Here is a 22,086-nt window from a genome sequence, read left to right as displayed (position 1 = left end):
ATTTTCAGTTATAATTTTATACAATATAAATGAGGTGGATTTATAATGATTACAAATTATTCAATAGAAAATTTTAAAGTTTTTTCAGAAAAAACAGATTTAGAATTTGCACCAATTACATTAATTTATGGGCCAAACTCATCTGGTAAATCATCGATTATTCAGTCCTTACTAGTCCTTAAGGAAAGTTTATTAAGTTCAAACTCTTTAAAAAGTAATAATAAGTATTTTGAATTGGGTAGTTATCTTTCAGTTGTAAATAAACATGACGGTGAGAAAAATATTAAATTTAAAATTGATGTGGATAATTTTGAGTATTCATTTAAGTACTCATACAATAAAGATTATAATATTTCTTACTTAGATGAAACACATTTAAAATCATTGAATGATCTTTATTATAATATATCTTTTAAACCTAAAAAAATTACGAAAGAAGGAGTAAGTATATATGGTATTAATTTTGATAAAAAAATAATAAAAAAAATTATAAAGTCAAGTAAGTTTTTGCAAGACATTAATGAATTGTTGGAAAATAAAAGACCTACAACAGATGAAGATATTGAAAAGCATGTAAAAAAAATAAGTTTTTCAAGAAAAAATAACTTACTACCTTTACGAATTAGTAGATCGGAAGCTGATGCAAGTAATTTGTTGCAAGATGATGAAATCAAGAGATTTGTACACTATTATCAAAATGGTGTAGTTGATGGAATTAGTCGTTATTTGAATATGGGTGATCGAAAACTTTTTACTTTATTAAATAATATCTCATATATTGGTCCATTAAGGCCACATCCGAAAAGGGTTTATCAGTTAGATGGTTTAGTTAATAGTAGTGTGGGGCAAAATGGGGAGAATTTTTTATCCTTTTTAACACTTGATGATAAATATGTAAAAGGAGTAAATGAGGTTCTTCATAGCTTTGGTATTAATTATGAAATAAATGTACCAAAATTACAAAATGCAATTATTGGTGACACTGCATCAATTGTATTAAGGAATACTAATAATGATGTTACTACTACATTAGTTGATGTCGGTTTTGGAATTGGACAAGTTTTACCAATTATTATTGAAGGTTTAGTAAAAGAAAAAGCTTCTATTTGTATCGAACAACCCGAAATTCACCTTCATCCGAAATTACAAGCTAATTTAGCTAATTTTTTTGCTAAAGATATTAAGTCTTCACAAGCTAATCAGTGGATTATTGAGACTCATAGTGAGGCATTGTTGCTTAGATTTCAAAGGCTTGTTCGCCATAAAATTATTAATCCTCAAGATATATCTATTATTTATGTTGATCCTACTGAATATGGGGTAAGAACAATTACTATTCCTTTAGATGAAGATGGTGATTTTAAGGTTAGTTGGCCGAATGGATTCTTTGAAGAAAGACTTGATGAAATGTTTGGTGGAAATCCTTTAGAGGATAATCATCTGTGATTACACCATTTATTTTTGATAAGGAAATTTTTAATTGTCCAAATTTTAAGAATAATCTTTTAATTAGTGATGCTTTAATTGAAGATTGGGAGCGTTTTGGTATTTTATTGTTTTCTGATAAAACTCAAATATTAGAATTGACAAAAAAGATAAAACAAGATTTTCCAGTAAAATATCAAAAGCGGTGGACAACAGCACTCACATATTTTCCAAAATATATTATTGATAAAGATATTGTTTCTGACTTTTCTTTAAGTAATAATGATTTGGAAAAGTTGTTAGAGGTTTTTAATTATGCTGAAACATTATTGTTAAGCTCGGAAAATTATCAATTAATCAATGAGAATATTGATATTTCCACATTGAATAACGATAGTGAAATATTGGATTATCAGTATATTAAGCGCTCAAAAAATTTTGAATGGTCAAGAATTTACTCTATTAAACAAATTGATTATAGGGAAAATAATCAGCAAATCTTTAATAGATTGAAAAATATTTTTAAATATACGAAAGAATTAACAATTGTTGATAGATATCTATTTAAAAATGATTTCAGTTCTGCATATGATCCTACAATAGGCACAACTGCCTTAAAAAAGGTATTTAAATATTTGTCTGATAATGACTTGTATATTAATAATTTTCTAATTGTGTCTAGTAATAAGGACTTAACTCAAGAAAATGTTAAACAACTTTTAAAAGATATCTTATCGGCTAATTCAAAATATTATGAGTGCTTTTCAGAGCTGAAAATTATTATGAGAGATGATAGACAGTTTTCTAATATTTTTCATGATCGAATAGTCAGAACAAGTTATCATTATCTGGAATTTGGGGCTGGGATGGTAGATGCATTAGGTCCATCTAATGTAGAAAGATTTATGACTTTCAACTGCAAAAGTAGAACTCAAGTGGATTATCAAAAATATTTCCATGATATTTCTTTAAATCAGATACAAAGAAATGAATGTTCACTTGTTATTTCAAAAGAAAACCCGCTCTAAAGCGGGTTTTTCTAAAAAATAGATTAGTTTAACCAATCAATTTTTTCATTAATTCATTTACTTGAGCAGGGTTAGCTTTACCCTTAGAAGCTTTCATGACTTGACCAACAAGACCGTTAAAGGCTTTCTCTTTACCAGACTTGTACTCTTCAACCATTTTTTCATTGGCTGCAAGCACTTCTTTAATGATCGCTTCAATTGCACCTGTGTCGGTTTCTTGCTTTAAGCCTTTTTCCGCAATAATGTCGTCGGCAGATTTACCTTCCGATTCCCACATAAAGCCAAAGACTTGTTTAGCAATTTTACCGCTAATGGTGTTGTCAACAATACGTGCAATCATGCCGCCAAGTTGTTCAGCAGAAACAGGAGAGTCTGCTAAGTCTAAGCCCGCTTTGTTTAAAGCACCTGAGAATTCGCCCATTACCCAGTTTGCCGATACTTTACCTTGCTTCGCACCGCCAGCAGCAGCTACAACAGCCTCATAGAAGTCTGCCATTTCGCGTGAGAGCGTAAGTACGTGAGCATCGTACTCAGTTACACCAAAGTCTGCAATAAAGCGTGCACGGCGAGCAGCAGGAAGCTCTGGGAGTGCAGCACGAGCCGCTTCGATTTGCTCATCTGCAATAATCACTGGTAACAAATCTGGATCTGGGAAGTAGCGGTAATCGTTCGCTTCTTCTTTAGAACGCATAGAGCGCGTTTCCATTTTGTTTGGATCGAACAAACGTGTTTCTTGGTCGATACTTCCGCCGTATTCTAAAATTTCCATTTGGCGTTCAATTTCAACATTGATCGCTTGCTCAATGAAACGGAATGAGTTGAGGTTTTTAAGCTCACAGCGTGTACCAAACGGTTGACCAGGGCGACGTAAAGACACGTTACAGTCGGCACGGAATGAACCTTCTGCCATGTTACCGTCAGAAATACCTAACCAACGTACTAGTGTGTGAATCGCTTTAATATAAGCAACAGCTTCTTCAACCGAGCGCATGTCCGGTTCAGAAACGATTTCAAGCAAAGGAGTACCGGCACGGTTTAAGTCAATGCCAGACATGCCTTCAAATTGGTCATGTACAGATTTACCCGCATCTTCTTCAAGGTGAGCACGAGTTACACCAATACGTTTAGTCGTACCATCTTCAAGTTGAATGTCGATGTGACCCAAGCCCACAATCGGGTTATCCATTTGGCTAATTTGATAGCCTTTTGGTGAGTCAGGGTAGAAGTAGTTTTTACGTGCAAATACAGAAGCTTGGTCGATGTAGGCATCGATACCCAAACCAAAGCGAATTGCAAGATCAACTACTTTTTCATTCAAAACAGGGAGTACACCTGGCATCGCCAAGTCTACAAGGCTCGCTTGTGTATTTGGGTCTTGACCAAATTCAGTCGATGAACCTGAGAAAATTTTAGAATTGGTTGCAAGCTGAGTGTGAATCTCGATACCAATAACGACTTCCCAACCGTCAATCAATTTCAACTTTTGAGCTTCAGCCATTATGCATTCTCCTCAGCAATTGCCGCACGTTGAGTATGGAAATCGGTGTTTTGTTGGTATTGATGAACAATCGACAACAATTGTGATTCTGACCAGTAGTTACCAATTAATTGTAAGCCTACAGGTAAGCTGTCTTTATCAAAACCAACAGGAGCATTAATCGCTGGTAAGCCTGCCAAGTTCACTGCAAGTGTATAAATATCGCCTAAATACATTTCTGTTGGGCTTAAGTTCGCACCAATTTTATATGCAGTTGTTGGCGCAGCAGGAGCAGCAATCACATCTACATTTTCAAATGCTTTTAAGAAGTCTTGTTGAATTAAACGACGTACTTTTTGTGCTTTTACATAGTAAGCATCGTAATAACCCGCAGAAAGCGCGTATGTACCAATCAAAATACGACGTTGCACTTCTGGACCGAAACCTTCTGAACGAGAGCGTTTGTAAAGATCCATCAAGTCTGCTGGGTTTTCACAGCGGTAGCCGTAACGAACGCCATCGTAACGAGACAAGTTAGAAGAAGCTTCTGCTGGCGCGATGAGGTAATACGTTGGTACGTAAGCTTCAGTCATGTTGAGGTCAATCTCAACAAGTGTTGCACCCATTTCTTCAAGCTTTTTCAAAGACTCTTCAACACGTGCTTTTACGTCAGCATCTAAGCCTGCAACGTTAAAGTACTGTTTAGGAATACCAATACGTAAACCTTTTACAGATGTGTTATTCAAGTTTACAACGTAGTCATCAACTTCTTTTTTAACCGAAGTTGAGTCTTTTGCATCGTGACCTGCGATTACATTCATCAGGTAAGCACAGTCTTCAGCAGAGCGTGCCATTGGACCTGCTTGATCTAAAGATGATGCATAAGCAATGATCCCGAAGCGAGATACACGACCATAGGTTGGTTTTAAGCCTGTTAAGCCACAGAAAGAAGCAGGTTGGCGAATTGACCCACCTGTGTCAGTACCTGTAGCGAATGGTGCTAAATCAGCTGCTACAGCCGCAGCAGAACCACCTGATGAACCACCAGGAACGTGGTCAAGCGCCCATGGGTTACTTGTTGCGCCAACATACGAGCTTTCAGAAGTTGAACCCATCGCAAACTCATCCATGTTCACTTTACCTAAAGTGACAAGACCAGCTGCTTTAGTTTTTTCAACAACAGTTGCATCGTAAGGAGAAATGAAGTTGTCTAATATTTTTGAACCCGCAGTGGTTTTAATGCCTTTGGTACAAAAGATATCTTTATGAGCAAGTGGAATACCCGTTAAAGCGGTTGCATTACCCGCTTTTAAAGCTGCATCGGCTGCGTCGGCTTCAGCAAGCGCTTGCTCAGGAGTAACCGTCACGTAGCTTTTTACCAGTGGGTCAATTTTAGCAATACGTTTTAAATAGTGTTCAGTCAATTCGCGAGATGAAAACTTCGCTTGGCTTAAGCCTTCAGCAAGTTCACGAATTGATAAGCGATGTAAATCAGTCATGAGTAAAATTTCTTTACATTCAAAATTGGGAAGATGGATTAATTGACTAAAAGTTATTCAATCACGCGAGGAACAAGATACAAACCATCTTGAGTTGCAGGTGCAACAGCTTGGTATTCATCTCGATGATTGCTTTCCGTTACCACATCAGCACGTAAAGGTTGAGGATTGTCAAAAGGACTCTTCAAAGGTTCTACGCCTTCCGTATCAATGCCTTTTAAGGTTTCCATCATGCCTAAAATTTTATTTAGACTTTGAGCATATTCAGCAGATTGCGTATCATTGAGCGACAATCGAGCAAGATTGGCGATTGCTGAAACTGTTTGTGCATTTAAATCTGCTGAATGCTGTGCATCCGATGTAGACATAACATCACCTAATCAGTATTAAAAATTTTCAAAATATCGTGCGTTATAATAAGCGATTGACTTGTTCAAATCATCACATTTAGTTTAAAGTTGCCACCTTGCATCCACATGAAAGTTTAACTGAGAACGAACCGTGATTCTAAAACGACTAATTGGCTTGTTTTCGCCGGATCTAGCCATTGATTTAGGTACAGCAAATACACTTATTTATGCACCAGGCCGCGGCATTATATTAAATGAACCAACAGTTGTGGCAATTCGTCACAGTGGTTCACAAAAAATTGTTGCTGCTGTAGGGCTGGATGCGAAACAAATGTTAGGCCGTACGCCTGCAAATATTTCTGCAATTCGTCCAATGAAAGACGGTGTAATTGCAGACTTTGAAGTGACTGAAACCATGCTGAATCAGTTCATTGGTAAAGTTCACGAAAAACGTTTGTTCCCACCAGCACCTCGTGTAGTTGTATGTGTACCATGTAAATCAACTTTGGTCGAGCGCCGTGCAATTCGTGAAGCCGTATTTAATGCGGGTGCCCGTGATGTGCGCTTAATTGAAGAGCCAATGGCTGCTGCAATTGGTGCTGGTATGCCAGTTGAACAAGCATGTGGTTCTATGGTTGTGGATGTTGGTGGTGGTACAACTGAAATTGCAATTATTTCATTGCAAGGTTGTGTCTATGCCGACTCTTTACGTATTGGTGGCGATGTATTTGATGAGCAAATCATTAACTATGTTCGTAAAGCTCACGGTTGCGTAATTGGTGAAACCACAGCAGAAATCATTAAAAAAGAAGTAGGTATGGCTGTTTCTGATGGTACGACATTAGAAATTGAAGTACGTGGTCGTAACCTTGCAGAAGGTGTACCTCGTGCAATTACTGTCACTTCTGATGAAATTACTCAAGCGATTTCTGATCCGTTACAAAGCATTGTAAGCGCGGTGAAATCTGCTCTTGAACAAACTCCTCCTGAACTTTCTTCTGATATTGCTGAGCGTGGTATTGTGTTGACAGGTGGTGGTGCGTTACTTCGTAACCTCGACAAATTATTAGCGCAAGAAACTGGTTTACCAGTTGTTGTTGCTGAAGATCCTCTTACTTGTGTGACCCGTGGTGGTGGTAAAGTATTAGAATTCTTCGACAACCCGAACCATGACATGCTTTTCGTCGGTTAAGTTTAAGGATTAGGCGGTGCAACCGAATATTTTTTCAAGACAGCCGCCATCTTTCCGCTCGTTCATTATTGCGGTCATTACATGCTTGGTTGTGCTGTTCTTTGATTGGCGCATGCCTTATGTAATTCAGCCAGCAAGGGATGTCTTGTACGCTGCATATAATCCAATTTATGCGCTTGCAAGCTATCCGGTACTGTCGAGAGAATGGCTGAATCAACAAACTAAATCTGAAACACAACTGCGCCGTGAAAACACTGCAATGCAGGCCGAGCTGTTGCAGGCTCAGGTTCGTTTGCAGAAGCTGTCAGAACTGTCTGCTGAAAATACCCGATTACGCGGCTTACTTGATACACCATTAATTATTGATGGTCGTATGGAAATTGCTGAAGTAATTGGAACAGATGCCGATCCGCTACGTCACATTATCATTATTAACCGTGGTTCAATGGATCACCTTAAGGTTGGTCAAACGGTTCTGGATGATAAAGGGATTATGGGGCAAATCATTAATGTATATCCTCATAGTTCACGTGTGATGTTACTTTCTGACAAAGAGCATTCACTCTCTGTTCGTTTAGAGCGTACAGGTATGCGTGCGATTGTTTCGGGAACTGGCGATTTAGGTCGTTTGAAAATGGAATATGTTCCAACCAGTGCAAATATTCAGGTCGGTGATAAAGTATTAAGTTCAGGCTTAGGTGAGCATTTCCCAGCAGGCTATGCAGTGGGTACGGTTGCTAAAATCCGTCGCCATAATTCAGGTGAATTTGCTGAAATTGATATTACTCCAGCTGCTCAACTTGCAACAGGACATCACGTGGTTGTGCTTTTCTCTGACTCATTAGCGAAGGAGCAACCCTATGCCGATCGCTAAATTGAAACGTGAGAAGCGTAAAGATCCACTATGGGGAATTATTCTTTCCGTTATCGTGGGTTCTGTGCTCATGGTTTACCCGCTTTCCTACGATATTTCTGGCTGGCGTCCATTGTTCATGCTTATGATCATGTTGTTTTGGGTCGTTTGCCAACCAACATGGTGTGGGGTGTGGTTTGCATTTGGCATGGGAATTTTTACAGACCTTTTGCTCGATGCACCTTTGGGCTTAAATGCCTTAAGTTTTGTTATTGTTACCTTTGTTACCCGCTTTTTAATACGTGAACGTCGGATTTTAACTTTCGTTAATTTATGGACGATTGCCATTTTAGTGATTATTGCGCACTTGGCATTTATGTGGGTAACCCAAACGATGGGGGGCATTCATTTCTCGATTGCTCGTCATTGGCAACCGTTAATAACAAGCATCTTAACTTGGCCTGTTGTTTACTATTGTTTAGCAAAATGGCGCATTTAATTTTAGCTTCCAGTTCTCCGCGTCGCAGAGAGCTTTTACAACAGCTGGGCTTAAATTTTGAAGTTTATAGCCCTGATATTGATGAATCTGTTCATGACGGTGAGCTGGTTCATCAATATGTTGAGCGTTTGGCAAAAGAAAAAGCTCAAGCCGTATTAAATATTTTTCCAGATTCAATTGTTATTGCTGCCGATACAAGTCTTGGGCTTGATGGTCAGATTATTGGTAAACCTGACTCAAAACAGCATGCTTTTGAAATTTGGAAACTATTATCTGGCCGTTGGCATGATGTGTTTTCCGGAATTTGTATTGCGACACAGCAGCAAATCTTGAGTGAAGTGGTGCAAACACAAGTTGAGTTTGCATCAATGACTACGCAAGATATGGAAGACTATTGGGCCACAGGAGAACCTGTAGGGAAGGCCGGTGCATATGCAATTCAAGGAATTGCTTCGCAATATATTCCCAAAATTCAAGGAAGTTATAGTAATGTGGTAGGGCTTCCTTTGTACGAATTTTCACAGTTATTCAAAAGAGTGAAGACATAAGGGGTTGTTGATAATTCTTGATTGAATTGCATTGTCGATGAATAGTGGACAAAGCTACATTAACAGTCCCTCTGACTCTTTAATAAAAATTTTATAATGCTTTGAGTTTATGTATGTCAGAAGAACTACTTATTAATGTCACACCTATGGAGTGTCGGGTGGCATTAATCGAAAATGGAACTGTTAATGAGCTGTATGTTGAACGTACAGTGAAACGAGGACTTGTCGGCAATATCTACAAAGGTAAAGTTGTCCGTGTGCTTCCAGGCATGCAAGCAGCTTTTGTTGATATCGGCTTATCTAGAACAGCCTTTTTGCATATTAATGATATGGTTTGGCCTCGTTCACAGCCAACACCTAATGTTTTTGAATTACTTCATCCGGGGCAAATTTTAACCGTTCAGGTTATGAAAGATATGCTTGGTACGAAAGGCGCTCGCCTGAGTACAGATCTTTCAATTCCTTCTCGCTATTTAGTTCTTATGCCATATGGTAACCATATTGGTGTTTCACAGCGTATCGAATCTGAAGAAGAGCGTGAGCGCTTACGTAATATCATAGAAGGTATTCAGGCAGAGCATAATCTACCTGGTAGTGTGATTGTTCGTACTGCTGCAGAAGGTGTAGATGATGCTGAGATTGCTCAAGATATGTGTTATCTCAGTAAGCTATGGGAATATATTCAGCGTAAACAAGTTGATGTCGCAGTTCCTTCTTTAATTTTTGAAGAATTACCACTCCCACAACGAATTATTCGTGATTTGGCCAGTGAAGAAACTGCAAAGATTTATGTCGATTCGAGAGAGATTCACGGCAAACTACGTGAGTTTGTAGATGAATTTGTTCCGAATATGCAAAGTCGCCTGATTCATTACCCAGGTGAGCGCCCGTTATTTGATCTCTACAACGTCGAAGAAGATATTCAAAAAGCGCTACAAACACGTGTTGCTTTAAAGTCTGGTGGTTATTTAATGATTGACCAGACTGAGGCTATGACTACGATTGATGTCAATACAGGCTCTTATGTCGGTGGTCGTAGTCTTGAAGACACTGTTTTTAAGACCAATATGGAAGCGACTCAAGTCATTGCACGTCAGCTTAGATTGCGAAATCTAGGTGGTATTATCATTATTGATTTTATTGACATGCAAGAAGTGATTCACCGTGAAGAGGTGATGCGCCAATTTGAAAAAATGCTTGAACGTGATCATGCCAAAACCAAAATCACACAAGTGTCTGAACTTGGCTTAGTCGAAATGACACGTAAACGTACACGTGAATCGTTAGAACACTTGTTATGTGAGTCGTGCCCAACGTGTCAGGGGCGTGGTTTTGTCAAAACAGCGGAGACAGTGTGTTACGAAATATTTCGAGAGATATTACGATATACGCGTGCATTTGAGTCAACGAGTGGCTTTACTGTTGTTGCACATCCTTCTGTGATTGACCGATTATTAACTGCAGAAGCCCCTGCAGTGGCTGATTTAGAGCACTTTATCAACAGAGTTATTAAATTTCAGGTCGAAAATTTATATACGCAAGAGCAATACGATATCATTTTAAGTTAAAGTTGTAACAAGATATCGCTTAATCCTTGTTACAACTGAAATTTTACTTTCATTCATGAATTTTAAATACTACTTACGTACAGTAGCCCTAGACGTTCTCCCCATTTAAAACGTCTTAGCAAACAATAAGAGGTATAACCCATGAATGTAAGTGAAAACTTAATTAGCAACGGTCTTAAACATGTTTTAGAAAGCACGCCAGTAAATAGCTGCTATATGTTGAATGACCAAGGTAAAGAAGTACCGATCACAACTGCAATGATTCGCTCAGTATGTCATCAGTTGCTTAACCAGTGCCGCACAATCAAAAAATAAGGGGCCAATTCAAAGCCCCTTAATTTTTTAACTCGCTGAATGATGTTTCAGATGTTTCTCTTCAATAATTTCTTCAAAACGTTGAATCTCATCTTCAAGATGAGTTAAAAGGTTTTGCATTTTAGGTAAAGCATTTCGACATGCTGTTAAACCTACCTCAAGCTTATCTAAATAGCTCGTCATCGTAATATTGAGTGCTTGTCCATCCATGACAATAGAAGCAGGGTAGAGCGCATCTAATTTCGCACCATTCCAATAAAGTGGCTCACGTGGGCCTGGTACATTGGAAATGACCAAATTGAATGCCTGACGCTTAGGAAGCATCCCAGACATGATGTTTAGACCTGCTGGACCGTAAACCACAGCGCTATAGTTTAAAATCTCGTTTGCAGTCATGCGGCTAAAGCGTTGCTTTGAATTTTGCATACTACGACGAATAATTTCGAGTCGTTCTAGAGGTTGGTCTTTATGGGTCCCCAAATTCGCTAGAATCATCGTAATGCGGTTACTCATGTCAGAATCATCTGTGCGTAGTGAAGCGGGCACCATCGCAATAAGAGGCTTTTTAGGCAAGCTGTTATGGCTAATCAGGTATTCACGTAGGGCACCTGAACACACAGCAAGTACGACGTCATTGATAGTCACACCAAGCGCTTTAGAAATCTTTCTAAGGCGACTTAACTCGAAAGATTGGGCTGCAAAACGACGTGAAGCGCTTACACGCTGATTTAAAATTGAAACTGGAGCTTGAAAAGTCGAAACGTAGTCAGGATTTTTCCCCATTTCTTTAAAAATGGTTTGTGCTAACTCATGCATGACTTTCGGAGTAACTTCAAGCTGTGACTTGATGCCTCCTAAAATACTTTTGATTTTACTGGTACTCGGCTTTGGTACTTTTAAGCGTTTTGTTCTTTTACTTTCTACACACCAAAGGGGAACTACATGTTTTTCTTGTGGGGTCTTAGATAGAGACTTTTCAATTAAACGCATACCCGCAACGCCATCTACCATGGCATGATGAATCTTAAAGTACATCGCGAAACGATTACCTTCGATTCCTTCAATAATGTCGCACGTCCAAAGCGGTTTTGCTCGGTCAATTAAAGAGCTGTGTTGCTGCGAAATATACACCAGTAATTCACGGATGCGACCAGGGTGAGGCAGGGCAATATGACGGAAATGGTGATCGATATCGAACTCTTCATCTTCATCCCAAAATAAGCCATTCAAGCGGTTATTAAAGGGCGGGACAGGAATACTTTTTGATTGGCGAATTTCTTCTACTAAATCACGAACAAAAGTTTCAGGGGCATTTTCAGGAATTTCAAATAAAAACAATCCGCCAACATGCATCGGTTGTTGTCGTTTTTCTAGTGATAGAAAAATAAAATCAATAGGGTGTAATGGACGCATAACTCGTTGTGCCTCATGCTTTTTTCTAAGAAGCCCTTAACTGAGCTCTTATTAGAATTATAGAACCGTAAAATTTAGTATATAGCGTTTATTACAGATTAAATATGACTTTGTGTACGAGATATAACTGTAAAAAAAACCACTGATTCATCAGTGGTTTTTTTATACCAGACTATTTTTTTAAGTTGCCTGCATGTAAGCCACATTCTTTTTGCGTTGCTTCTTCCCACCACCAGCGTCCTTCACGTTCATGTTGGTTCGGAAGTACTGGACGTGTACATGGTTCACAGCCAATAGAAACAAAACCACGCTCGTGTAGAGGGTTGTATGGAATTTCCATCATACGGATGTAACTCCACACATCGGCGCTAGACCAGTTCGCAAGTGGGTTATATTTAATGAGTTGCTTGCCTGGGCCTGAGAAACCAGCATCAGCTTGTACTACAGGAATTTCCGTACGGGTACCAGGACTTTGGTCTTTACGTTGACCTGTAATCCAGCCATCTAAAGTTGCAAGTTTCTTACGTAAAGGTTGAACTTTTCGAATACCACAACATTCTTGATGACCATCTTTAAAGAAACTAAATAAGCCTTTTTCATTCACCATGCTTTGCACAGCTTCAGATTCAGGAAAGCAAATCTCGATATTAATATTGTAATGCTTACGCACAGTTTCAATAAATTGATAAGTTTCGGCATGTAGTCGACCAGTGTCGAGACTAAAGACACGGAACGGCTTACCCAAACGTGAAGCCATATCAATTAAGACTACATCTTCTGCTCCAGAGAAAGAAATTGCGATTTCACCTTGTTGGCTTAATGCAAGTTCTAAAATCTCACGTGGGCTTTTAGCTGCATATTCAGCTGCGAGAGCATCAACGATATCAATAGTCGGAATAACGGTCATGGGTGTTCCTGGCAAAAGGCTTGGGCGCATTGAGTTATGAAAAATATTCTAAAGGATAGCGAATAAATTGCTTAGCACTTTAATTTCGATCCTTATGAATAAAATTGATTTGATCAATAACAGCGCAAATCTGAAAATCTTAATGGTATGATACAGCAATTTTTAACCAACGTTGGAAGCATTCATGGAAATCGTATGCCTAGATCTTGAAGGGGTTTTAGTTCCTGAAATCTGGATCAATTTCGCAAAAAAAACAGGGATTAAAGAACTAGAAGCAACAACTCGTGATATTCCAGATTATGATGTTTTAATGACTCAGCGTCTGAATATTTTAAAACAACACGGTTTAGGCCTAAACGACATTCAAGAAGTCATTGCCGAGATGGGACCGCTACCAGGCGCCAAAGAGTTTGTTGAATGGGTGAGCAATCATTTCCAACTGGTGATTTTGTCCGATACTTTCTATGAGTTTGCTCATCCTTTGATGAAGCAATTAGGTTGGCCAACAATTTTCTGTCATAAATTAGAGACTGACGAAAATGGCATGATTACGGCCTATAAACTACGCCAACCAGATCAAAAGCGTGAGTCAGTTAAAGCGCTTCATGGCTTAAATTTCCGTGTAATTGCTGCTGGTGACTCTTATAACGATACAACGATGCTTGGTGAAGCCGACCATGGCTTCTTGTTTGATGCACCTGCAAATGTCATAGCTGAGTTTCCACAGTTCCCAGCAATTAATGGCTATGATGCGTTGAAAGAAGCAATCCGTTCAGTTTCGCAGCGTAATATTCCCGCTTAAGAATAGACAATAAAAAAGGCGCTTTAAGCGCCTTTTTTATATGAATGAGTTTGAAACTTAGAATTTATAGCCAAGTTTTAAACCATACGCGATCGCGTTGTTGTCAGAGAACTCTGCAACATATTGATCGCTACCAGCTTGGGCACCAGTTTGTGCTTTAGCATCACCTAACCAGAAGTATTTCACACCACCAGCAATAAATGTTTGTGGAGTAGGGCTATATTGAACACCTACACCTACGTTCCAGTAACCTTCTGTTGGGCCTAATGTAGTTACAGGGTTACCTGCGCCAGAATCCCAACCTACAGAGACATTACCTGCCCATTTATCGTTAAGTTTACGGCCTACACCAGCATTCACTGTCCATTGATCGTCTGAATATTCAACTAAGTTAAAACCATTTGGACGACCAACGAGAGGACCAACAACTTGTGAAAGTTGGCCAAATTTGTATGGTTGAATCGCGAAATCTTTCCAGTTCACCCAACGTACGTTAGCAAATGCAACAGTATTTGCCATGATACCTGTTTGGAAATCAAAGTTTACTGATTGAGGTGTCGTGATTGTTGTATCAGCTGAACTATTCGCAATTGCAGCAGCAGCTGCATCTTGTCCTAAAAGTGATAAAGCTGGAAGAGTAGGGATTTTTTCGCGAATATTTACGTCATGATCAATTTCAGAACGATAAGTTAAAGAAGCTTTAAGTGCAATTTCAGGAATTTGATATGCAACACCAGCTAACCAACCCGCTCCACCTGTTTCTTTAATGTCGGCATCATAACCGTTATAAATACTATAAGCTTGCCCGCGTAAACTTACATTTCCTTTGATCGTTTGATAAACACCACCCGCGTAGATATTCCAGTTTTGAGTTGGTTGGAAACCAAACACAAAAGATAAGTTTTGAGTATCAACTTTAACTTTTGTATTACCAGTTCCAAGCAAACCGTTGACTCGCTTTAAACCTGCATCTACTTGTGCTGCAACGCCTTGTTTTACACCAGCATCAATAACTGCTTTAGTCGTTGGGTCGTTATTGTAGGCATTTAGCGTTGCTGCAAATTGTGCTTGACCTGCTGGAGTAGATAAATTAACCCCTTGTGCTTGAAGAGCTGCGCCAACACGTTGATTTGCTGTTAAATTATTAAAAGTTGTATTAATAGTATTTGTACGGATAGTATCTAATGCTGCTGGAGCTAAAATAGTATTAGACGGGTCAGAAACAAAGACATTCTGACCACTGTACTCAGCATCCGCTCCAAATGGTTGGTCGTAAAGTAAACCAAAAGAAAACTTATCGTTGAGTTGTAATTTTAGTGCGGCATTTGGGAAATAATAATCATTACCCATATCGTCAATATTACGACGTGTTGCACTTACCCCAGCTTCTTTACCCTCTACAGTTGGATCTAAAATAGTGATACCTGCTTCGAAGTAGTTATTCGGTTGTAAAAATGCGGACATCGATTGTCCAGAGCGATCCAAAGCTGCCGCAAAAACCCCAGTTGCAGGCAGCGTTGCTAAAATCATTGCAGTGCTCAGATGTTTTAATTTCATTTTAATCTTTCCTTGAACTTCAAGACATTTTTTTAAAAGTAACAGAGTTAAACCGTTTAAACTGTGTTGCCTTCAAAGCTTTTAATTACAAGTTTCAAAGCTTTGATAACTCCATGTAACAAAAATAGCATAATTACACTAAGAGTAAATCTGTTATATGAACTGAAGAGTACTCACTTTTTATACAAAAAAAGTCAATAAAGGATGAATTATGAAGGAATATTTACATTAATAAACCAATTTAAATAACTGATATTTATATTTTTTATCTATTAGTAATAAGCTTTGTTTTTATGACATTTTTGTCATAAATTCGAAAAAAATGGTCAAAGATTTTTTTGTAAAAATATGAATTGATTGGTTATGAATTGAGTATTAGTTATCATCTTTACTGGATAAGTCTAGTTTTTTTACATGTGTATATTATTGATTAAGTTTTATATTCCTAAATAACAAGTGAAAATTGAGCAAATTTTTTGACCATTTGATCAATTTTTAGGGCGGTTTAATGACTACTTCTAATTCTCTATAACTTAAAAGAATAACCAAAAATGAAAAATAGGTCTGGTTATTCTACTTTTAGAGCTAAAACATAGCATTAAAGGGGATATAACTTTTCATCAAATTCTTCAAGTTTGGGAAACTTTAAAGGTTCGAGCTGGTCGAGGTGAGTAAGGTACGTTATATAGTCCTCAAGAATGGTTTCTCGTGCTTCTTGGCTAATATAAGGTACATGATAGGCAATGAATGGTGGAAGAACTTCAAAGCCAGTATAAGCTAAGGTACCGCGTTGAATAGGTGATAGATAATGTTCTATTGGTCCGTGAATAGAGTTCTCGCCAAACATATGCATTCTACCGCCCAGTGTTAAACAGAGCATCGCTTTTTTACCCGCCATACCGCCATGGTTATAAAAGCGCTTTCCGCCATAAAAAAGTCCTGAAACGAATACGCGATCAATCCATCCTTTTAAAATGGCTGGGACAGAGGTCCAGTAAAGAGGAAAGTTTAAAATGATCAAATCTGCTCGTTTTACCTTTTCAATTTCCGCTTGAATATCAGATGCTAAAAGGTTTTGCTTGATGGCATTACGTTGTTCTAATGCGTAGTTGAAATAGTCGGGCTGATTGAGTTCTAAAAAATCCTCTTTAGAAGCTACAGGGTTGAACTGCATTGCATACAAGTCAGAAACTTCTACATGATGACCCAACTTTTTAAAGGTTTGCTGAGCTGTTGTTTTTAATGAAGCTGTAAAAGACTGTGACTCTGGATGAGCATGAACAATCAGGATATTCATAAGGTGACCTGTATTCTTTTCAGAAATTGTGTTGTCTAGTGCGATTCACTGGATTCTATTTTGAACAACTATGCATCAATTTAAAAACGTGGCATAGTTCATGAACTGACAGTTTTTACCATTTGACGCCACAATTATGATTGCTAATGGACCACGCATGAATCCAGAATTACCTGGAACTTATATTAATTTATTAGTCGATATGGTTAAGCGCTGGAATATCTCTGGTGATCAGCTTCTAAATGGAAGTAGTATAACATTAGAACAATTAACCAAACCCTATTGGTATGTTGAATTTAATGCTTTAAACAAACTTCTTGAACGCGCTATTGAACTCACTCATGAGCCAGCATTAGCGGGTTATTTGGCTTTGGAAATGAAAGCATCTTGTTATGGTTCGGTGGGTATGGCGGCCATGGTCTGTGCCAATTTAGAAGAAGCCCTAAAAACACTTGAACAATTTATTGGATCACGTTGTGATGCATTTAAGCCAGAGTTAAAACAAGAACAAGATTATATTTACTGGTCTATACGCCAGCCATTGAAAGCTTTTCAGTTGAGTCCAGATGCTACTATTTTTTTGTTATTAGGTTTTGTTCAAATCGCGAAGCATCTAACAGGATTATCTTCTTTAGGTACCGTTAAGTTAAATATGTCTGAACCCGTCAGTTTTACAAAACTAAAAGACGAATTGGGTGTAAATTGTTCATTTAATGAAAAACATAATGCCTGGATTTTTCCAAAAGAATATTTATCGCAGCCTATCCTAACGGCCGACCCGATGCTTGCACCTTTACTGAAAGCACAGTGTAAAAAAGATATAGATAAATTGAAGTTACGCAGCGGATGGAAAGCAGAAATTAGCCACGTAATTAAAAAATTATTGATGAATAGTCAGGGGGAAATGTTAAAAGTTAAGCAAGTCGCTCATATGATGAATATGTCAGAACGGAGCCTACAGCGTTATTTGGCAACTGAGAATACAAGTTTTTCAGCATTAGTTGATTTAACTCGAAAAGAACATGCGCATAATCTTTTAGAAAATAGTTCAACATCAATTGAAACTGTGGCCTTAAGTTTAGGTTATGCAGATACATCTCATTTCACCCGCGCTTTTAAACGCTGGATGGGAGTGACACCGAAGTATTATCAAACTCAGTTAAAACTAAAAAATTTAGAGATACTTGAATAATCTAGAAGACCACAAATTTGAAAGTGGTCTTCTAAAATATGCATTAAGTTGATGATTCTTGTTTTGATGAAAGTGAATGAATCACTTCAAAATAGCTAGGCGGGACTGGAACATGACCACGTTCTCTTAGTACTTTGTGCATACGCGGTAATTTAAAATATGGCACAGAAGCCATTAAATGATGTTCCATATGGTAGTTTACGTGGATTGGTGCAACAAAACTTCTCGCGATCCACCCAGCTCGTGTTGTTCGAGTATTGGTTAAAGCAGTATTGCTGGTTTGCATTCCAGCATGTTCTGCCATAGAGCGAATACGTAAAAAAAGTGGGAATGGGGTTAAATAAGCCAGAGGCCATAACCAATAAAAACGTTGCTGACCAAATACTTTTAGAACACCATAAAGTGCCAGATTGGTTGCAATAGCGCCTGTACTGTTTTTTGCAATACTCTTTGCATAGTCAGCAAAATTTTTATGACTGCGGTCTAACCAGATTTGATCATTAGCAACAGTCCATTTCATGACATCCAGATCCATTAAAACTCGACCTAAGCTAAACTTTAAGCCAGTCATACCTGTTAAGTCGCGTAAGAATTTACGAGTCAGAGACTTTTTACTAACAGGAAAGCCAGCAACTAAAGAAAGATCTGGGTCATCTGGAGTAGATGTTTTTGCATGGTGACGAACATGGTGTACACGATATTTTTGAAGATCATTCCAGATGGGGCGGGCGCATAGCCATTCACCTACGAAATCATTTATTTTCTTATTTTTGAATAGACTTTTGTGAGACGCGTCGTGCATTAAAATTGCGAGACATAACTGACGGCCTGCCAAGATTGCTAAGGCAAGCATACATGCTAATAATTTACCCCAACTCGGTAAGTAATCCCACATCATGATTAAGCTAGCGAATGTTCCGCCAATAACAGCCCATGTGCTAGCAACAGCCCAAGCACCATAGATATCTGAAGGTTCTGTAAGCTCTTGTATTTCTTCTCTACTAAATAGGTCCGTAACACTCACCTGTGTATTCATTTTTATTCTCCCAAATTAGAGTTCGGTATCTATATTTTATATTACAACTATAGTCATAAAAATTTAAAAAATGAAATATTTGTTTGTAAAAAAATAAATCAGATGACTATAGATTTAATTCTTGTTCATATATTTTTTTCCAAAGTTTTTGACCGATCGCGTCTAACTGTTGTACATCTCGAGCAAATTGATTACGCGCAGACTCATTTACAAATGGTGCTGGTAATAGGGGATCATTCATGAGTAAAGCAATCGTTTCCCTACCTAAAAGAAGGGCTTTAACTGCAGCATCATTTAAGGAGAGATGAGTATAGTTTTCAAGCCAGTGTGTGATATCTCGACTATACATTTCATAATTTTTTTCGAGTTGTTTGGTATCCCATAAAGAAAAAATTTGCTTAAGCGTTGATGGCTCGAAATGCTGAATAATACAAATTTTTGCTTCTTTCTCTAGTCCAGCTAAAACAAGCTCCTCACAGGTTTTTTCAAAACTATAAGCTAAATTGTCTGGGCGGATGTAAATACCTGTTTCTAATTCTTTAAAACCAAATTGACGCAGTACACGTTCACGTTTTTTAAGAGCAGTTCGGTCTATACGACCCAGTGTGCCTGTAAACACAGTAAGATAATGTTGCTGCCATTCTTTAGTTTGTTTAATACCAGTTTTACGATTGAGAATTACTTTTGCCCAATCTTTCGTAGAAGGTGAAAGTTGATAGATTCCCCGTTCTACGCTTTCGATCATACCTTCATTTAATAAACGGGTTGTCGCAACTCGAATACCGTTTTCACTTAAGTTAAACAGTTTGGCAGCCACCAAAATTTGTTTAATCGTAAGCTGAGGGTACGCAGAGGAAAGAAAGAGATCGATAATCAAATGACGTGCGTTGATTTTAGTATTTTTCATTCTGTTTAAATTTTAAATATAAATGACATATGCTTGAAATAATATCATGTTTATTTGATGTTTTTAGATGGTTTGTTGGATTGCTTGAGCGTGAGAGCTTTTATTTATAACTAGAAGACGATTTGTTATTGATTAGATTTTATCTTTTTACGATAGTTAACCTAAGTTTGTCATAATGATGTGATACATTATTGCACTTTAAATAATCGGCCTTTAATTAAAGGCAATAACCAAAATGCTAGAAATGATCTGATATTGAACATGAGTTAGGCCAAAGGGTTGGCTTATCCATGATATAAAACAAATTTTTAGACCTTTCTAGTGATTAACTTTTTGAGCAAGTGATGGAAAATTTTGAAGTTATAAAAGCACTATTTCTAGGGTTTGTTGAAGGTTTAACTGAATTTTTACCAATTTCCAGTACTGGCCATTTGATTTTATTTGGTCATATTATCGATTTCCATTCAGATGGTGGTCGTGTATTCGAAGTAGTGATCCAGTTAGGTGCTATTTTGGCAGTGTGCTGGTTATATCGACAAAAAATTATTAACTTGATTAAAGGCTTCTTTAGTGGCGATGTAGAGTCGCGTCATTTCGCTTTTAGTGTATTAATTGCTTTTTTCCCAGCAGTGATTATTGGTGTTTTAGCCGTCGATTTTATTAAAAGCGTTTTGTTTAGCCCAATTGTGGTTGCGATTGCCCTCATTGTCGGTGCACTCATTATTTTCTGGGTTGAATCTAAACAGTTTGAGCATAAAACATTAGATGCGACAAAAATCACGTTTAAGCAGGCACTTTTAGTCGGCCTTGCTCAATGTGTTGCGATGATTCCAGGAACTTCTCGTTCAGGTGCGACAATTGTAGGCGGGATGTTTGCAGGTTTATCACGTAAAGCTGCAACAGAGTTTTCGTTCTTCCTTGCAATGCCGACCATGTTAGGTGCTGCTACATTTGACTTAATTAAAAATGCTGATGTGTTGACCTCAGACAATATGATTAATATTGGTGTTGGTTTCGTTGCAGCATTTATTGCAGCTTTATTTGTAGTCAAGGCACTGGTACTTTTTGTTGAACGTCACACTCTACGTGTATTTGCTTGGTACCGTATTGTGCTCGGTGTCATTATTTTGATTGCAGCAATGTTCTTTAACTTATCTGCTTAATCATTAGATTGAATATAAAAACCTAGAGTCTTCTAGGTTTTTTTATGCCTAAAAATAGCTTTAATATGCTTATTTATACAAAGTACTACCAAGAAATACTTTTCCCTTTTAGTTTGATTGATATAGTAAATCTTAAATAGCCCGTAAAAATAAAGCGATGCAACAGAATGATTTGATGAAAAGTTTGGTAGAGGCTTTTTTATATTTAGCTCCTCAAGAAGGGCTATACCCCACTTATATTTCAAATATCACCCTTATGAGGGTTGATCATTCCACACAGCCTGTCGCTGTATTACAAGAGCCTTCAATTGTTTTAGTCATACAGGGCGTAAAGCGTGGATATATCGGAAAAGAAACTTTTCAGTTTCAACAAGGCCAGTGTTTACTCATCTCGATTGCTATACCTTTTGACTGCGATACATGGGTTGAAAATGAACCGATGCTGGCAATTGCGATTAAGTTTGAAGCGCAAATGATGGCTGATTTAGCCACTAAAATGAATAAAGAGCAGCAGTCATCTATAGATGAGCTTGAAAACAGAGATGTAAAGCTCAGTTGTGGTTTAAATATTATAGACATGAACACGGTAATATCTGAGGTTGCTTTACGCTTATTGAATTTACTTCGTTCTAAACAAGATACTGCGATATTGGGAGAGCAGATAAAACGAGAGCTTATTTATCGGGTTTTGCAGGCAGGTAGTCGTGATTTAATCGAAAATCTTTCGGCTATGATAAGTCGAAATAGTGTGATTTATACAATTTGTGAAATTATTCAAAGAGATTATTATTACAATTTAACAGTTCAGGAACTTGCTAAACAAGCAGGAATGAGTGTCTCTCTTTTTCATCAAGCGTTTAAGAAAGTCACGAACTATTCTCCATTACAGTACATCAAAATTACTCGATTACATAAGGCACGTGATTTAATCCTAAATAATCAAATGGGTGTTGCGGAAGCTGCCTATCAGGTAGGGTATGTAAGTGCCTCACAGTTTAGTCGAGAGTTCAAACGGCTGTTTGGAGTTCCACCTAAATCTTCAATGAATTAAAGTAAAT

Annotated in this window: 21 protein-coding genes; 12 read left to right on the top strand and 9 right to left on the bottom strand. The window is 37.8% G+C overall.

The window, feature by feature from the left end; all coding sequences use genetic code 11:
• Window positions 1-45: 45 nt before the first annotated feature.
• Entirely contained in the window at window positions 46-1,446 is a 1,401-nt protein-coding gene (locus ACIF8R_RS13015; RefSeq protein WP_032059026.1) for an AAA family ATPase, read from the top strand.
• Entirely contained in the window at window positions 1,443-2,453 is a 1,011-nt protein-coding gene (locus ACIF8R_RS13010) for a hypothetical protein (RefSeq protein WP_065709411.1), read from the top strand. Before ACIF8R_RS13015 ends, ACIF8R_RS13010 begins: the two co-directional genes overlap by 4 nt.
• A gap of 28 nt (window positions 2,454-2,481) precedes the next feature.
• On the opposite strand, the gene gatB is transcribed toward ACIF8R_RS13010, so the two are convergent.
• Genes gatB through gatC form a run of 3 tightly spaced genes read right to left on the bottom strand, consistent with a single transcriptional unit; the run spans window position 2,482 to window position 5,797 of the window.
• Window positions 2,482-3,951, bottom strand: coding sequence for an Asp-tRNA(Asn)/Glu-tRNA(Gln) amidotransferase subunit GatB (gatB, locus tag ACIF8R_RS13005; RefSeq protein ID WP_000796643.1), 1,470 nt, complete (start codon window positions 3,949-3,951; stop codon window positions 2,482-2,484).
• Entirely contained in the window at window positions 3,951-5,429 is a 1,479-nt protein-coding gene (gene gatA, locus ACIF8R_RS13000; RefSeq protein WP_396481171.1) for an Asp-tRNA(Asn)/Glu-tRNA(Gln) amidotransferase subunit GatA, read from the bottom strand. Before gatA ends, gatB begins: the two co-directional genes overlap by 1 nt.
• Before the next feature lie 53 nt (window positions 5,430-5,482).
• Entirely contained in the window at window positions 5,483-5,797 is a 315-nt protein-coding gene (gene gatC, locus ACIF8R_RS12995; RefSeq protein ID WP_000107699.1) for an Asp-tRNA(Asn)/Glu-tRNA(Gln) amidotransferase subunit GatC, read from the bottom strand.
• A 133-nt stretch (window positions 5,798-5,930) separates the two neighbouring features.
• Between gatC and ACIF8R_RS12990 the strand changes: the two genes are divergently transcribed.
• From ACIF8R_RS12990 to ACIF8R_RS12965, 6 genes are all read left to right on the top strand, one after another.
• Window positions 5,931-6,971 carry a rod shape-determining protein gene (locus ACIF8R_RS12990; protein ID WP_000601379.1) on the top strand — a complete coding sequence of 347 codons (1,041 nt, stop codon included), beginning with the start codon at window positions 5,931-5,933 and terminating at the stop codon, window positions 6,969-6,971.
• A gap of 16 nt (window positions 6,972-6,987) precedes the next feature.
• A complete protein-coding gene (mreC, locus tag ACIF8R_RS12985) occupies window positions 6,988-7,845 on the top strand; it encodes a rod shape-determining protein MreC (protein WP_002051136.1) in 858 nt (285 codons plus the stop codon).
• On the top strand, window positions 7,832-8,323 hold the full coding sequence (gene mreD / locus ACIF8R_RS12980) for a rod shape-determining protein MreD (RefSeq protein WP_002051447.1): 492 nt from the start codon (window positions 7,832-7,834) through the stop codon (window positions 8,321-8,323). Before mreC ends, mreD begins: the two co-directional genes overlap by 14 nt.
• Window positions 8,311-8,871, top strand: a complete 561-nt coding sequence (locus ACIF8R_RS12975) for a Maf-like protein (protein ID WP_396481168.1) — start codon at window positions 8,311-8,313, stop codon at window positions 8,869-8,871. Before mreD ends, ACIF8R_RS12975 begins: the two co-directional genes overlap by 13 nt.
• Window positions 8,872-8,984: 113 nt before the next feature.
• Window positions 8,985-10,439 carry a ribonuclease G gene (gene rng, locus ACIF8R_RS12970; RefSeq protein ID WP_396481166.1) on the top strand — a complete coding sequence of 485 codons (1,455 nt, stop codon included), beginning with the start codon at window positions 8,985-8,987 and terminating at the stop codon, window positions 10,437-10,439.
• Window positions 10,440-10,580: 141 nt separating this feature from the next.
• Window positions 10,581-10,754 carry a PA1571 family protein gene (locus tag ACIF8R_RS12965; RefSeq protein ID WP_002116397.1) on the top strand — a complete coding sequence of 58 codons (174 nt, stop codon included), beginning with the start codon at window positions 10,581-10,583 and terminating at the stop codon, window positions 10,752-10,754.
• Window positions 10,755-10,781: 27 nt separating this feature from the next.
• Here ACIF8R_RS12965 and ACIF8R_RS12960 read toward each other — a convergent pair whose 3' ends face one another.
• Complete coding sequence (locus ACIF8R_RS12960) at window positions 10,782-12,167, bottom strand: wax ester/triacylglycerol synthase family O-acyltransferase (protein WP_396481164.1); 1,386 nt, start codon at window positions 12,165-12,167, stop codon at window positions 10,782-10,784.
• Window positions 12,168-12,339: 172 nt separating this feature from the next.
• Window positions 12,340-13,074: a phosphoadenylyl-sulfate reductase gene (locus tag ACIF8R_RS12955; protein ID WP_213034573.1), complete on the bottom strand. Its 735-nt coding sequence runs from the start codon at window positions 13,072-13,074 to the stop codon at window positions 12,340-12,342.
• A gap of 184 nt (window positions 13,075-13,258) precedes the next feature.
• On the opposite strand from ACIF8R_RS12955, the gene thrH reads away from it, so the two are divergent.
• On the top strand, window positions 13,259-13,876 hold the full coding sequence (gene thrH / locus ACIF8R_RS12950) for a bifunctional phosphoserine phosphatase/homoserine phosphotransferase ThrH (protein ID WP_002051289.1): 618 nt from the start codon (window positions 13,259-13,261) through the stop codon (window positions 13,874-13,876).
• A gap of 57 nt (window positions 13,877-13,933) precedes the next feature.
• Here the strand turns inward: thrH and ACIF8R_RS12945 are convergent, their stop codons facing one another.
• A complete protein-coding gene (locus tag ACIF8R_RS12945) occupies window positions 13,934-15,433 on the bottom strand; it encodes an outer membrane protein transport protein (RefSeq protein WP_263614489.1) in 1,500 nt (499 codons plus the stop codon).
• Between the two features lie 598 nt (window positions 15,434-16,031).
• Entirely contained in the window at window positions 16,032-16,730 is a 699-nt protein-coding gene (locus ACIF8R_RS12940; protein WP_396481161.1) for an NAD(P)H-dependent oxidoreductase, read from the bottom strand.
• Window positions 16,731-16,887: 157 nt separating this feature from the next.
• On the opposite strand from ACIF8R_RS12940, the gene ACIF8R_RS12935 reads away from it, so the two are divergent.
• Window positions 16,888-17,922 carry an AraC family transcriptional regulator ligand-binding domain-containing protein gene (locus tag ACIF8R_RS12935; protein WP_396481159.1) on the top strand — a complete coding sequence of 345 codons (1,035 nt, stop codon included), beginning with the start codon at window positions 16,888-16,890 and terminating at the stop codon, window positions 17,920-17,922.
• Between the two features lie 43 nt (window positions 17,923-17,965).
• Here the strand turns inward: ACIF8R_RS12935 and ACIF8R_RS12930 are convergent, their stop codons facing one another.
• Both ACIF8R_RS12930 and ACIF8R_RS12925 read right to left on the bottom strand, forming a co-directional pair.
• Complete coding sequence (locus ACIF8R_RS12930; protein WP_396481157.1) at window positions 17,966-18,958, bottom strand: fatty acid desaturase family protein; 993 nt, start codon at window positions 18,956-18,958, stop codon at window positions 17,966-17,968.
• A 106-nt stretch (window positions 18,959-19,064) separates the two neighbouring features.
• Window positions 19,065-19,865: a PaaX family transcriptional regulator gene (locus ACIF8R_RS12925; RefSeq protein ID WP_396481155.1), complete on the bottom strand. Its 801-nt coding sequence runs from the start codon at window positions 19,863-19,865 to the stop codon at window positions 19,065-19,067.
• 344 nt (window positions 19,866-20,209) lie between these two features.
• Between ACIF8R_RS12925 and ACIF8R_RS12920 the strand changes: the two genes are divergently transcribed.
• Together ACIF8R_RS12920 and ACIF8R_RS12915 are read left to right on the top strand one after the other, a co-directional pair.
• Window positions 20,210-21,028: an undecaprenyl-diphosphate phosphatase gene (locus tag ACIF8R_RS12920; protein WP_017393864.1), complete on the top strand. Its 819-nt coding sequence runs from the start codon at window positions 20,210-20,212 to the stop codon at window positions 21,026-21,028.
• Window positions 21,029-21,185: 157 nt separating this feature from the next.
• Window positions 21,186-22,079, top strand: coding sequence for an AraC family transcriptional regulator N-terminal domain-containing protein (locus ACIF8R_RS12915; RefSeq protein ID WP_396481153.1), 894 nt, complete (start codon window positions 21,186-21,188; stop codon window positions 22,077-22,079).
• Window positions 22,080-22,086: the final 7 nt, after the last annotated feature.

It is taken from the genome of Acinetobacter sp. ABJ_C4_1, assembly GCF_044538495.1.
GTDB lineage: Bacteria > Pseudomonadota > Gammaproteobacteria > Pseudomonadales > Moraxellaceae > Acinetobacter > Acinetobacter nosocomialis_A.
The sequence above is the reverse complement of the archived record's forward strand: the minus strand, read 5'-3'. Positions and strand labels throughout refer to the sequence as shown.

Excerpts from the sequence above, each read along its gene's own strand:
- ACIF8R_RS13015 (WP_032059026.1), top strand. The coding sequence starts at position 46 with ATGATTACAAATTATTCAATAGAAAATTTTAAAGTTTTTTCAGAAAAA.
- gatB (WP_000796643.1), bottom strand. The coding sequence starts at position 3,951 with ATGGCTGAAGCTCAAAAGTTGAAATTGATTGACGGTTGGGAAGTCGTT.
- gatA (WP_396481171.1), bottom strand. The coding sequence starts at position 5,429 with ATGACTGATTTACATCGCTTATCAATTCGTGAACTTGCTGAAGGCTTA.
- gatC (WP_000107699.1), bottom strand. The coding sequence starts at position 5,797 with ATGTCTACATCGGATGCACAGCATTCAGCAGATTTAAATGCACAAACA.
- mreD (WP_002051447.1), top strand. The coding sequence starts at position 7,832 with ATGCCGATCGCTAAATTGAAACGTGAGAAGCGTAAAGATCCACTATGG.
- ACIF8R_RS12975 (WP_396481168.1), top strand. The coding sequence starts at position 8,311 with ATGGCGCATTTAATTTTAGCTTCCAGTTCTCCGCGTCGCAGAGAGCTT.
- rng (WP_396481166.1), top strand. The coding sequence starts at position 8,985 with ATGTCAGAAGAACTACTTATTAATGTCACACCTATGGAGTGTCGGGTG.
- ACIF8R_RS12965 (WP_002116397.1), top strand. The coding sequence starts at position 10,581 with ATGAATGTAAGTGAAAACTTAATTAGCAACGGTCTTAAACATGTTTTA.
- ACIF8R_RS12960 (WP_396481164.1), bottom strand. The coding sequence starts at position 12,167 with ATGCGTCCATTACACCCTATTGATTTTATTTTTCTATCACTAGAAAAA.
- ACIF8R_RS12955 (WP_213034573.1), bottom strand. The coding sequence starts at position 13,074 with ATGACCGTTATTCCGACTATTGATATCGTTGATGCTCTCGCAGCTGAA.
- thrH (WP_002051289.1), top strand. The coding sequence starts at position 13,259 with ATGGAAATCGTATGCCTAGATCTTGAAGGGGTTTTAGTTCCTGAAATC.
- ACIF8R_RS12945 (WP_263614489.1), bottom strand. The coding sequence starts at position 15,433 with ATGAAATTAAAACATCTGAGCACTGCAATGATTTTAGCAACGCTGCCT.
- ACIF8R_RS12940 (WP_396481161.1), bottom strand. The coding sequence starts at position 16,730 with ATGAATATCCTGATTGTTCATGCTCATCCAGAGTCACAGTCTTTTACA.
- ACIF8R_RS12935 (WP_396481159.1), top strand. The coding sequence starts at position 16,888 with ATGAATCCAGAATTACCTGGAACTTATATTAATTTATTAGTCGATATG.
- ACIF8R_RS12930 (WP_396481157.1), bottom strand. The coding sequence starts at position 18,958 with ATGAATACACAGGTGAGTGTTACGGACCTATTTAGTAGAGAAGAAATA.
- ACIF8R_RS12925 (WP_396481155.1), bottom strand. The coding sequence starts at position 19,865 with ATGAAAAATACTAAAATCAACGCACGTCATTTGATTATCGATCTCTTT.
- ACIF8R_RS12920 (WP_017393864.1), top strand. The coding sequence starts at position 20,210 with ATGGAAAATTTTGAAGTTATAAAAGCACTATTTCTAGGGTTTGTTGAA.
- ACIF8R_RS12915 (WP_396481153.1), top strand. The coding sequence starts at position 21,186 with ATGCAACAGAATGATTTGATGAAAAGTTTGGTAGAGGCTTTTTTATAT.